The organism is Rothia sp. CCM 9416, assembly GCF_048513535.1.
Taxonomy (GTDB): Bacteria; Actinomycetota; Actinomycetes; order Actinomycetales; family Micrococcaceae; genus Rothia.
Genome location: NZ_JBLXXR010000035.1, coordinates 1 through 11,709, shown reverse-complemented (window position 1 = coordinate 11,709; position 11,709 = coordinate 1). Strand labels below are relative to the sequence as shown.

12 protein-coding genes are annotated in these 11,709 nt (G+C 55.8%); 5 read left to right on the top strand and 7 right to left on the bottom strand.

Features of this window, described 5'->3' with window-relative positions; all coding sequences use genetic code 11:
* Positions 1-305 precede the first annotated feature (305 nt).
* Positions 306-896: a LysE/ArgO family amino acid transporter gene (locus ACN080_RS10170; protein WP_419113717.1), complete on the bottom strand. Its 591-nt coding sequence runs from the start codon at positions 894-896 to the stop codon at positions 306-308.
* Positions 897-998: 102 nt separating this feature from the next.
* Between ACN080_RS10170 and ACN080_RS10165 the strand changes: the two genes are divergently transcribed.
* Together ACN080_RS10165 and ACN080_RS10160 are read left to right on the top strand one after the other, a co-directional pair.
* Positions 999-1,913 (top strand): LysR family transcriptional regulator ArgP, encoded by a 915-nt coding sequence (locus ACN080_RS10165; protein ID WP_419113716.1) that lies wholly within the window; start codon positions 999-1,001, stop codon positions 1,911-1,913.
* A gap of 113 nt (positions 1,914-2,026) precedes the next feature.
* A complete protein-coding gene (locus ACN080_RS10160; RefSeq protein ID WP_419113715.1) occupies positions 2,027-2,566 on the top strand; it encodes a YceI family protein in 540 nt (179 codons plus the stop codon).
* 169 nt (positions 2,567-2,735) lie between these two features.
* On the opposite strand, the gene ACN080_RS10155 is transcribed toward ACN080_RS10160, so the two are convergent.
* A complete protein-coding gene (locus ACN080_RS10155; protein WP_419100760.1) occupies positions 2,736-2,924 on the bottom strand; it encodes a hypothetical protein in 189 nt (62 codons plus the stop codon).
* Between the two features lie 7 nt (positions 2,925-2,931).
* On the bottom strand, positions 2,932-3,207 hold the full coding sequence (locus ACN080_RS10150) for a cell division protein CrgA (protein WP_419100761.1): 276 nt from the start codon (positions 3,205-3,207) through the stop codon (positions 2,932-2,934).
* Between the two features lie 127 nt (positions 3,208-3,334).
* On the opposite strand from ACN080_RS10150, the gene ACN080_RS10145 reads away from it, so the two are divergent.
* The 3 genes from ACN080_RS10145 to ACN080_RS10135 all read left to right on the top strand — a co-directional run bounded on the left by ACN080_RS10145 (position 3,335) and on the right by ACN080_RS10135 (position 5,019).
* Positions 3,335-4,120, top strand: a complete 786-nt coding sequence (locus tag ACN080_RS10145; protein WP_419105003.1) for a class E sortase — start codon at positions 3,335-3,337, stop codon at positions 4,118-4,120.
* Positions 4,121-4,145: 25 nt separating this feature from the next.
* Complete coding sequence (locus ACN080_RS10140; protein ID WP_419100763.1) at positions 4,146-4,307, top strand: hypothetical protein; 162 nt, start codon at positions 4,146-4,148, stop codon at positions 4,305-4,307.
* 70 nt (positions 4,308-4,377) lie between these two features.
* Positions 4,378-5,019 (top strand): aminodeoxychorismate/anthranilate synthase component II, encoded by a 642-nt coding sequence (locus tag ACN080_RS10135; protein WP_419100764.1) that lies wholly within the window; start codon positions 4,378-4,380, stop codon positions 5,017-5,019.
* 80 nt (positions 5,020-5,099) lie between these two features.
* On the opposite strand, the gene pknB is transcribed toward ACN080_RS10135, so the two are convergent.
* Genes pknB through ACN080_RS10115 form a run of 4 tightly spaced genes read right to left on the bottom strand, consistent with a single transcriptional unit; the run spans position 5,100 to position 11,702 of the window.
* Positions 5,100-7,070 carry a Stk1 family PASTA domain-containing Ser/Thr kinase gene (gene pknB / locus ACN080_RS10130; RefSeq protein WP_419113714.1) on the bottom strand — a complete coding sequence of 657 codons (1,971 nt, stop codon included), beginning with the start codon at positions 7,068-7,070 and terminating at the stop codon, positions 5,100-5,102.
* Positions 7,071-7,097: 27 nt separating this feature from the next.
* Positions 7,098-8,828, bottom strand: a complete 1,731-nt coding sequence (locus tag ACN080_RS10125) for a protein kinase domain-containing protein (protein ID WP_419100766.1) — start codon at positions 8,826-8,828, stop codon at positions 7,098-7,100.
* On the bottom strand, positions 8,825-10,267 hold the full coding sequence (locus ACN080_RS10120) for a peptidoglycan D,D-transpeptidase FtsI family protein (protein ID WP_419113713.1): 1,443 nt from the start codon (positions 10,265-10,267) through the stop codon (positions 8,825-8,827). Before ACN080_RS10120 ends, ACN080_RS10125 begins: the two co-directional genes overlap by 4 nt.
* Positions 10,260-11,702, bottom strand: a complete 1,443-nt coding sequence (locus tag ACN080_RS10115; protein ID WP_419112677.1) for an FtsW/RodA/SpoVE family cell cycle protein — start codon at positions 11,700-11,702, stop codon at positions 10,260-10,262. Before ACN080_RS10115 ends, ACN080_RS10120 begins: the two co-directional genes overlap by 8 nt.
* Positions 11,703-11,709 lie beyond the last annotated feature (7 nt).

Here is an 11,709-nt window from a genome sequence, read left to right as displayed (position 1 = left end):
AATAATAACCCCTGGTTATTCAGCGAGGGAGTCTAGAGCTAACGCTCTAGACTCCCTCGCTTTTTCATGCCCCAAATTCCTGCCTGCTCAAAAAATAAGGTAAAACACCGCACATCTGGCCGATCATAAAGTTCCCTCCACCGCCTACTCTGCGCCCAAAGGGTTACTTCTTCTGAAGGCTACTGCTGGTTCTCTGCGCCCCTAGAAACAGAAGAAGAGCCACATAATGTAGAAAAGTCGGTAACCAAGGGTGCAGGCTAGAAACCTCTGGTTCCCCCATAAAGGGCAAGCATGAATGTCTATTTTCACGCACTAAAGATAATCTGGTAGGCCAGGAAGAACATGAGTGCCGCAATACCGGCATCGAGTACACGCCAGGCCTTAGGGTTAGCAAAGACGGAGCGAAGAAAGCGGCTACAGGAGGCTAAGAAGGTGAACCAAAGGACGCTCCCCGCGACAGCTCCGGCATAGAAGAACCAGCGGCTATCTCCCTGCTGGGCCGCAAGACCACCGATAAATACAATGGTGTCGAGGTAGGTGTGAGGGTTAAGGTAGGTCATGGCAGCAGCAAGTAGCAGAGCCTTGGCCAGGGTCTGCGGGCCTGATTCCTTGCTCGTGACTGTCAGCACAGAAGGGCATAGAGCCCGCCGAGCAGCGAAAAGGCCATAGACAACTAGGAAGAGCCCACCGCCCCAGCGTAGAACTTCAAGAACCCATACGGCAGAATCAGCCAGGGCACCGATACCAAGAACGCCCAGCCCAATGAGCAGGGCATCAGAGAAAATGCAGAACAGGACGATAGGCCAGATAAAACGGCCAATAATACCCTGCTTGAGGATATAGGCATTCTGCGCCCCAATAGCCACAATGAGAGAGAGGGACGTCCCCAATCCCATAAGCACGGGTGCTAAAAAATTTGCTGCTACCACGCAACCCATCGTAGGTGACCTCAACCAATAATGCCATCTAATGAAAATTAAATAGCATAAGATTTACTTATGATACGTTTTACTACCGACCAGCTACAAACCTTTGTCACCGTCATTGAATATGGGACCTTTGAGGCCGCCGCAGACATTCTTGGGGTCAGTGCTTCTGCTATTTCACAGCGTGTGAAAGCTATGGAACAGCTCGCCGGTAAAGTCCTTCTCAAGCGAACTAACCCTGTCGTTGCTACCGAGGCGGGCCAGAGCGTTTTGCGGGTGGCGCGCCAGAGCGAGTTCCTGCATACCGAAATGATGCGTGAACTCGGTGGCGCTGAAGGTTCCCAGAGCGTAGCTGTGGCTGTCAACGCAGACTCTTTAGCTACCTGGTTTCTCAGTGCGGTGGGGGAGCTGGCTATCGAGGACCGGATCTTTTGCGACGTTCGCCGGGAAGCTGAATATCACTCATCTGCCCTCTTGCGTTCTGGTGAGGTAATGGCAGCGCTTACCTCCAACCCGGAACCCATCCCAGGGTGTGCCGTCGAGCGGCTCGGGGTGCTGCGCTACCGGGTAGTGGCTTCGCGCGCCTATATTGACCGTCATTTCCCGGATTACCCGGCAGTTACTGTAGAACAGTTGGGCCTTGCCCCTCTTGTGGAATTTGATCGTAAGGATTTTGGCCTTGCTTCGGCGCAAGAACTGCTCCTTGACCGGTTTGGATTGGGGCGGCAGGAATTACTTACCCCTCCTGTTATCTACCTGCCCAGCTCCCCGGACTATGTTAGAGCTGTGCTTTCGGGTATCGCCTGGGGGATCATTCCGGAGGTTCAGTGTGTTCGTGAGCTGGAGAATGGTGAGCTGGTGGAGCTGGCTGCAGAGCCGGTTGATGTGCCCCTCTATTGGCAGCACTGGAAGATTAGTTCACCTGTCTTGGAGAGATTAGGTGAGCGCGTGTATTCTGCGGCTTCTCGGGAGGGTGTTCTGAGGTAGAAGTGCTGCTGTAAAAAATTTTCTGTCTAAAGCAGTCGGTGGCTTTGTATTCCTAAAACTTTACATGTAAAGTAAATGGTGTTGAAAGAAAACACCTAGACAAGGAGAAAATCATGGCAGAACTGACTACCGGCACATGGAACTACGATGCAACCCATTCAGAAGTCGGTTTCACCGTCCGCCACGCAGGTATCACCAAGGTGCGTGGCAGCTTTAGCCAGGTTGAAGCAGCGCTCACCATCGCTGAAAACATTGCAGAATCAACCGTAGAAGCTACCGTAGGCATGGACTCCGTTAGCACCGGTAACGCAGACCGCGACGGCCACCTGCGCGGCGCTGACTTCTTCGACGCAGAAAACCACCCCGAGATGACCTTCACCTCCACTTCCTTTGAGCTTGACGGTCAAGACCTCACCATCGCTGGCAATCTCACCATCAAGGGTGAGACCCGCCCTGTCACCTTCACCGGCGAATTCACCGGTGCCGTTGTTGACGCCTTCGGTGCCACCCGCGCTGGTGCTTCGGTAACCACCACCATCTCCCGCAAGGACTTCGGTATTACCTGGAACGCCGCTGTAGAAGCTGGCGGAGTGCTTGTTTCCGATAAGGTGGTCATCAACCTGGATGTCGCCTTCATCGCCCCCGAGTCCTAAAGACTCCCGGCGCAAGAGCGTCGACGAGAACACTGTGTGTCATGTGGTCCTGCCCTCTGCTACCGTAAGGTAGCGGAGAGCAGGCCTTTTTAGTATGCACAGAAAAACTCCGCCCCGCCCTCTCAGGGCAGAAACGGAGTTCTTCTAAACCTGTTTTCTAAGCCAGGCGCTAAGAGCCGGTTACAGCCTGCCAGGCAAAATAAAGAGCGATAGCGGCTACCACGCCAAAGAGCGCCCAACGCCGCAACTTAGTCTCAAACCGAGCAGCCCTTATATCGGGGCGCTCATCTAAGGGCTCGTTCGGGTCAACAGGGGCAAGATTAGCGGGATTCGTGACCTCAGGTTTCTTATCAGCCACGCTCAACCTAACGCCAGCGAGTCGTCATCATTAGGCCAATCATCATCAGCCCGATACCGATACCAATATTCCAGTTGCCGATACCCGGAACAGGGTACAGAGACTGGGTGATATAGAAAACGATAATCCACAGCACACCCAGAATAATCAGGGAGAACATAATCACCCGGTACCAGAGCGGCGTAGGTGAGGGAAACTCCTCATCGCTATACATAGACTCAGCGATGCGGCGAAGCTCCGCCTCTTCAAGATCCTCATCGCGGATTGACTTAGACTCAGCCACATTTCCTCCAGTAGGGGGTGCCCCAGCAGTTGACAATAAAGTACGGTCACAACGATTTTAGCTCTAGCACCATAAAAAGTTCTAACATTGTAACGGTACACCCCTTTCGACCTGCCGAGGTACAACCTTGACTTCAAAGTCAGCACCCCAAACGTCACCCCGCCCCCAAGCGGCAGCTCAAGGTACCCCGCTGCAACTGACACTCTCGGTCGTGGGTGAGCTCCTTATTACCCTCGGACTCATCTTGCTTCTCTTCGTGGCCTGGCAACTCTGGTGGACCAACCTGGCCGCCAACCGGATCCAGGGCGATACCGTCCAAGGGCTAATTCAAGAATTCAACCCGACCACTACACCAGACTCCGCCAAAACAGCAGAAATACCCGCCTACGACCCAGCAAACCCGACGCTCACCCTATCTCCCAGCTATGGACAAGCTTACGGAGTGGTCTATATCCCTAGGCTGGGTGCCGACTATACCCGCCCCCTGGCAGAGGGAGTAGGCAGCGATGTGCTCGACACTCTCGGACTAGGGCACTACCCCGAAAGCCAGGCGCTCGGGGCCTACGGAAACTTCGCCCTCGCAGGGCACCGGCAAACCAACGGTGCTGTTCTTGACCACATCGACCAACTCCAAACCGGAGACAACATCTATATCCGTACCGCCGAAGGCTACTACACCTACCGGGTCTACCAGTCACAGATCGTCCTCCCCAGCCAGGTAGAGGTTATAGCCCCCAACCCAGACCAGCTAGAAGCCCCCGTCGAAGAAGCCACCCGCCGCCTCCTCACCCTCACCAGCTGCCACCCGCGCTACGGCAGCACCGAACGCTACATCGTCCACGCAGAATTCGTCAGCTGGCAACCCAACCAGGCCGGACCCCCCGCCGAAATCGCCTCTGTTGCCGGCTCCTAAAAACTGACCCGAAAGACACACCACCATGTACGCCTGGATTTTCCGCCACCTGCCCGGCCCCCTCTGGGTCCGTATCATCACTGCCATCGCGCTCATCTGCTTGGCCGTTTACGGGCTCATGGAATACGTCTTCCCCTACCTTGCTCATTACAGCCCCTTCGGCACCGAGGTGACCATAGGGAACTAACCCCCCCCCACCCCGGCAGGCCAAAACCTGCCTGCGATAGAATCAAGGCAGCATCACGAAAGGGCGCACCATGACCAAAATCCTCGTTATCGATAACTACGACAGTTTTGTCTTCACCCTGGTCGGCTATATCCAGCAACTCGGTGCCGAAACCACCGTCATCCGCAACGACGAGCTCACCCTCGAACAAACCATCACCCTCGCCCAAGAGCACGACGGTCTACTTATCTCGCCCGGGCCCGGTGCCCCCGCAGATGCCGGAGTCATCATCGACACCATCACCTGGGCCGCCCAAGAACACAAACCCCTCCTTGGGGTCTGTCTGGGGCATCAAGCGATCGCAGAAGCCTTCGGCGGAGTTGTCAGCCACGCCCCCGAACTAATGCACGGCAAGACCTCCCAACTCGTCCACACCGGCCAGTCAGTCTTCAAAGGCCTACCCAGCTCCTTTACCGCTACCCGCTATCACTCCCTGGCTGTAGAACCCGATACCCTGCCGCAGGAACTCGAGGTTACCTCCAGTACCGATAAGGGAATCATCATGGGCCTACGCCACAAGCAAGCACCCATGCACGGTGTCCAGTTCCACCCCGAATCCGTGCTCACGGAAGGCGGCTACCTCATGCTGGGTAACTGGCTCGAAGAAGTAGGACTAGAAGGCGCCGCCGCCAAGGGAGCCGCCCTCTCACCCCTTATCGAAGGCAACGCCTAATACACCCAGCTCATATCATCAGTAAGCCTCCCTCCCCGCAACTGGGGAGGGAGGCTTCTTACTGATATAGACCCTCTGGCTTACTCTTTGTCCTTATTGCTACTACTAGTGCTAGGCGCAGGCCTTGGAGCTGCACTCGAAGAGCTAGGCGACGGTGACGCAGCAGGCTGAGTAGTTGCAGCAGGCTGGCTAGTTGCAGCAGCCGTAGGCGCAGGCGCAACCGTAGGTGCCGGAGCAACTGCAACACGGATAGTAATCGTTGAGCCCTGCTCCACCAGCGTGCCAGGCGCCGCACTCTGCGACACAACGGTACCCGCAGGCTGAGCAGACGTCGTGACGGTTTCAATGTTGGTGCTCAGAAGCGTATCGGCAGAAGTAAGAGCCGCAATAGCCGCATCCCTGCTCAAACCAACCAGGCTAGGAACCTCTACCTTGCCATTCGACAGAATAATATCAACGGTTGACCCAGCATCGGCCTGCGCGCCAGACTCAGGAGTAACCCCAATAACCATGCCAGCAGGAATAGTCGGGCTATTGACTGTAGTTGTACGGCCAGGAACAAAGCCAGCGGCCGTCAGAGTCTCACGGACATACTGCTCACTCTGGCCCTCCAAATTACCGGGAATCATCAGAACCGAAGGACCAGAAGACACCGTAACCACAATCTCGGTACCTTCCTCAGCCTCAAGCCCGGTCACAGGAGAAGTCTTAATAACAGAACCCTTGGGGATACTGTCAGAATGCTCCTCCTCAAACTTAAGAACATAGTTGAGGTTGCGAAGCTGAGTCTCAGCTTCCTCCTTGGTCTGGCCCTGAACAGCCGGGATCACATGCGTAGGAACCTTATTGAGCTCAGCCTGGTAGTAGAGCACAGAGCCCACACCAAAGGCCGCAAGGAAGATAATTAGCAGAGTGGTAAGAGCCTTACCCCACGCACTCCTACGACGCTTCTTACGCGCCTTAAGGGCATCCTCGCCGTAGCCGTACCCGTACAGCTCCTCATCGGTGAACTCTTCTTGCGCTGAGTCAAAGAAGCTGCCAAGACCGGCTTCCTCCGTCTCACGCTTATGATCAGGCAGAGCAGCCGCGCTCGCAAGGGTAGTGCCCAGGCCAGCGGCACTAAAAGCGGCGGTAGCCTCGGTGGGGTCCTGGACATCAAACGGAACGGTTGCCCCATCGGTTGACTTGAGAGCTTCAGCAAATTCTGCGGCGCTCTGGTAGCGGTCCGCTGGATTCTTGCTCAGGCCCTTGAGAACAACCCGATCCAAAGCTGGCGAAATTTCTGCAGCATAGGTACTGGGAGGCTGAGGGGCTTCACTCAGGTGCTTACCCGCCAGCTCGACATTCGTGGGAGCATCAAAGGGTGAGCAGCCTGCAAGCATCTCATAGACCACACAGGCGGCAGAATAGACATCGCTACGGGCGTCAGCTGTCTGGCCGCGAGCCTGCTCAGGAGAGATATAACGTGCTGTACCCATGACGGTGTTAGCCTTAGTAATCGCGTCACTGGCCTCTTCAGCCGCGCGAGCGATACCGAAGTCCATCACCTTGATCTGGGAGGGCTCCCCAAGCTGCTTATCCTCATCGGTCTGCGGAAGAATCATCACATTAGCTGGCTTGATATCGCGGTGGATAATTCCGGCGCTGTGGCTGTACTCCAAAGCCTCCAGAATCTGCACACCGTAAGCAAGAGCCAGGGCCTGATCAACGTCACCGTTTGAGATTGCCTCATGCAGGGTTGTACCCTGAACAAGCTCCATCACCATAAAAGGAACTGATACTTGGCTACTTCCTGACTGGATATCAAAAGCCCCGGTATCGTACACGGCCACAATGGAGCGATGGTTGAGAGCTGCAACAGCCTCCGCTTCACGCTGGAAGCGAGCACGGAAAATAGCGTCCTGAGCGTGCTCAGTCCGCAGAACCTTCAGCGCAACCTTTCGACCCAGACGAGTATCAACCGCTTCGTAGACAGTTGCCATTGCGCCGGAGCCGATAACGGCCCCAACCTCGTAACGCTGATCGATAGTTTCAGGAACCTGCTGGTCCATGTAGTCACCTATCATTTCCGGTGGAATCTAGTTGCCGGTTCCGGTGTCACTCGATGAGTCTGACCCGGAATCGTTATTATCTGACGGGGCGCTGGTTGAAGCGCTCGGGGAAGCTGTGGTGCTGGCCGGGGCCTTAGCCACATAGACATCAACACTGCTGCCGACCTCAACGCGTGAGCTTGAGGTGGGGGAAGTGCGCAGCACGGTACCTTCCTGGGCGCTACTGCTCTCTTCAAAGTGAATCTGAACATTGACACCCAGGGTGGTAATCGCCGCGATTGCATCTTCCGAGTTTGTACCCTCCAGATTACTGGGTAGGGTCACAGATTTGGGCCCTGTAGAGTACTGAACGGTGATGGTTTCGCCCACTTTCACACTACCGGTTGGTGATACCGAGAGTACAGTATCAACCGCAGCGTCGGAGGTAACACCTGTGGTCCGTGTGGAGAACCCCATTCCTGCCAGCTGGTTGACTACCTCATCGAGGGCACGGCCTTCAAAGTCAGCAGAAGTGATTTCAACGCGGGTGTCTTGCTGAGTCGTTGTTTCGGTACCGGGGGTAGGCGAAGCGCTTACCGTAGACACCGTTCCCGACGCCGTTGGCTTGGGGGTATCGGTCACCTGAGGCTGGCTGTTGTTAAAGACCACAAACCAGACAACGCCCGCAATGAGCAGTAAGGCCAAAACCAAGGAGACCCAACCCCAGGGGTTCTTTTTCTTCTGCTCCACAGCCCGCGGCGGGTAGCCACCGGGTGGCAGGGGGGCGGCACTGGGAACACGGGCCGTTGTGGGCTCAGGCTCATAGCGGACACCAGAACCAAACCGTGCCGCCGCGGAGGTGACACTCGTGGGTGCAGTCATCACCTGTGTTGCTTGAGTATCAGCACCCTGAGGGAGGAAATGCCCTAGGGGCGGTACAGCCTTAACAGCCGCAGGAATATCCCGCCGTCTAATCGCATCAATGGCTGAGGCCAGAGCGGTGGCGGTTTCAGGGCGGTCGGCAGGGTCCTTAGAGAGCAGGCACATAATCAGTGCTGCCGCTGGTGCAGGTACGTCCTGCGGTAGCGGTGGCGGAGGATCGTTTACCTGGGCAAGAGCAATAGCAATCTGTGACTCGCCAGTAAAGGGGCGACGGCCCGCCAAGCACTCGTAGCCGATAATACCCAGGGAGTACATATCGGAAGACTGCGTAGCCTGCTGGCCGGTAGCCTGCTCAGGAGCGAGGTACTGGGCGGTGCCCATAACCTGGCCGGTTGCGGTCAGAGGTACCTGATCAGCCAGTCGGGCAATACCGAAGTCGGTAACCTTAACACGCTCATCGGGGGTGATAATCAGGTTGCCCGGTTTGACGTCACGGTGAACCAAGCCCTGCGCGTGGGCTGCGGCCAGAGCGCGGGCAGTCTGCGCCATGATGTTGAGGATACGGTCAGCCGGGAGCTGCTTATCGCGCTCAATAATGTTAGAAAGCGGTTCGCCCGGCACCAGTTCCATGACCAGGTAGGCAGAGCCGTCTTCTTCGCCGTAGTCAAAGACGTTAGCGACACCGGGGTGATTGAGCAGGGCGGTGTGGCGCGCCTCGGCACGGAACCGCTCTAGGAAACCGGGATCGCCAGTATATTCCTCTTTCAGAATTTTAACGGCGACGGTGCGGCCTAGAACCTTATCGCGCGCCTTCCAGACCTCGCCCATACCGCCAATAGCGATACGCTCAGTCAGGGTGTAGCGACCACCGAGAGTCACATCTACCGAAGGCCTCACTTCTTTAACACCGCCTCAAAAAGTTGTTTACCTGCGGGAGCAGCAAGCTGCGCCCCTATTGTGACGTCTACACCTTCATAGACTACCGCGATAGCGACCTGCGGGTCGTCCGCCGGCGCGAAACCCGTGAACCAGGAATTATTTAAGCCGCTATCACCGATCTCAGCAGTTCCCGTTTTACCCGCAACCTTGACACCGTTCACGGAAGCCGCCGAGGCGATACCGTTATCAATATCGTTAACCATCCAATCGGTAACCTGGTTGGCGACATCCGCTGAAGTCGATCTTTTTAGCTCCTCAGCGGAGAACTCGTAGAGCGAACTCAGGTTGTGGGATTTAACCGACCGAATCAGGTTAGGTTTCATTTGCACACCGTCATTAGCAATCGCGGCACTCATCATGGCAACCTGCAAAGGGGTGGTCTTCACATCGTACTGTCCAATTGCCGCCTGTGCTAGCTGGCTTTTCTCCATGTTGGTGGGGAAGACAGACTGGGAAACAGGCAAGGGAATCCGTAGGTCTTGGCCGTACCCAAAGTTCTTAGCTGTCTGCGCGATTGTATCCTCACCCAGGTCCATAGCAATCTGCGCAAAAGGAGTGTTGCAGGACTGTGCTAACGCCCACTCTATAGTGGCAGTGGTTTGGGTTGAGCACTGACCACCTACATAGTTAGGCAGAGTGACGTTGGTATTGGGCAGGGTGAGGTTCTGGGGGTTATCAATCACAGAATTTGCATCGTATTTACCCGACTCCAGGGCGGCTACAGCATCAATAATTTTGAAGGTAGAACCGGGCGCGTAGGTATCACCGGCAATAGCTCGGTTATAGAGCGGGTGGTTGGAGTCCTCATTTAAGGTCGCGTACTGGGCCAGCACCGACTCAGAATTATGGGAGGAAAGAGCATTGGGGTCATAGGAGGGAGTTGACACCATAGCCAGAATTTCACCGGTCTTGGGGTTCAGAGCCACGATTGCACCTTTATGACCGTCCAAGAGGGTATAGGCCAACTGCTGAAGTTCCGGGTCGATAGTAAGCTCAACACTTGCCCCCTGGGAAGATCCCCCGGTAAACATCTGGGCTAGACGATCGTAGAACTGGGCATCGGAGTTACCTGAGAGCTGCTCGTTCATTGCTGATTCAAGGCCGGTCGCCCCATAGATCGAGGAATAGTACCCAGTGATTCCGGCGTAAAGCTCAGGGGCAGAGTAGGTACGCTGGAAAGCGTAGCCATCATTCGACTCAACCGATGAAGCGATATCGACACCGTTCACCACGATAGAACCACGCTGCGAGCCGTAACTTTCGTAGAGGGTACGGGAGTTCCAGGCGTTGGCCTGCAAACTCTTGGCGTCAAAGAACTGGATGTAGGTCAAAGTGCCTAAGAGAAGTACAAAGACACACGAGGCGGCTATCCAGGCCCTACGGATTGCTTTATTCACCGCGAGAACCTCCTGCCCGGTTGCTTTCAGAGATACGAGATATGACGGCGGTAGCCCCTTCAGCTTCACGACCGTCGTAGTTGATGCTATCTGCTTCGTCGAAGGCCTCGACCACATGGGGGGCGCGAGCAGTATGGGAAATAGCTAGCAAAATAGCGACAATAACCCAGTTAGAGAGAAGGGAGGAGCCGCCGGCTGACATGAAAGGTGTCGTCAGGCCGGTCAGCGGAATCAGGCGGGTCACACCGCCGATGACGACAAAAAGCTGAATAACGATGAGTGCTGAGAAACCAGAGGCCAGCAGCTTACCGAAAGCATCACGCGTTCCCAAGGCTGCGCGAAAGCCGCGAGAGACCAGCAACAAGAAAAGCATGAGAATAGCGCCCAGACCCAGGAGACCCAGCTCCTCACCCAACGCTGTGATAATCATGTCTGAGTTGGAATAGGAGACCAGATCAGGGCGCCCATTGCCCCAGCCCCGCCCAAAGAGGCCACCCGAGGCCAGCCCGAACAGGCCCTGGACGATCTGCCCGGAACCGCCCAGCGGCTGGTTATAAATCTCGGGGTCAAAGGCATGAACCCAGGAGTTAATTCGGTAGTAGACGTGGGAGATGTAGGTATAGGCTAGGAAGCCACCTGCCGCTACGAAGAGCAACCCCAGCGCAACCCAGGTTAGGCGTCCGGTGGCTAGGAAGAGCATAGCCAAGAAGATGCCGAAGAAGAGGATAGCGGAACCCAAATCACGCTGGAAGACCAGAACACCCAAAGAAACAAGCCAGGCTATCATCATGGGTGCCATATCTTTGAAGCGGGGTAGGCGCACTGGCCCAATCTTCTTACCCGCCAGCATGATGAGATCCCGGTGGGCTGAGAGATAACCGGCGAAGAATATAGCCAGCGTAATTTTAGCGATTTCGCCGGGCTGGAAGGTACGCCCACCGACCGAGATCCAAATACGGGCGCCGTTAATCTCGGTTCCAATAAGTGGCAGCAAGGGAAGGATGAGCAAGACCAAAGATACCGTGAGAGAGATATAGGTGACCTTGCGGAGTACCCTATGGTCCCGCAGGAAAAACAGGACGATGGCAGAAACTACCATGGCCAGGCCGGTCCACATGAGCTGAGTTGAGCCAGCATTCGCCGGGGTAGTGAGGTCAATGCGGTAAATCATGGCTAACCCCAGGCCGTTGAGAGCAACCGCAATAGGCAGGATAAAGGGGTCAGCATAGCGAGCCCGAATGTACATCACAGTGTGCAGTATCAGGGCACCAATACCCTGGATAATAAGCGCCTGAAGCCACATACGATTGGCCAGCACCGCTTCTGCATCAACCAGGTACATGGCAGCAGGGCAGAGCAAAACTGCAAGAGCCGTCAGCACGAACTCGGTGAAACGGCGGGAGCGGGGCACATCGACCGGTTTGGGTGCGCTCACTGGTTAC

Coding starts and splice junctions, on each gene's coding strand:
- pknB (WP_419113714.1), bottom strand. CDS start 7,070: ATGGACCAGCAGGTTCCTGAAACTATCGATCAGCGTTACGAGGTTGGG.
- ACN080_RS10170 (WP_419113717.1), bottom strand. CDS start 896: ATGGGATTGGGGACGTCCCTCTCTCTCATTGTGGCTATTGGGGCGCAG.
- ACN080_RS10165 (WP_419113716.1), top strand. CDS start 999: ATGATACGTTTTACTACCGACCAGCTACAAACCTTTGTCACCGTCATT.
- ACN080_RS10160 (WP_419113715.1), top strand. CDS start 2,027: ATGGCAGAACTGACTACCGGCACATGGAACTACGATGCAACCCATTCA.
- ACN080_RS10135 (WP_419100764.1), top strand. CDS start 4,378: ATGACCAAAATCCTCGTTATCGATAACTACGACAGTTTTGTCTTCACC.
- ACN080_RS10140 (WP_419100763.1), top strand. CDS start 4,146: ATGTACGCCTGGATTTTCCGCCACCTGCCCGGCCCCCTCTGGGTCCGT.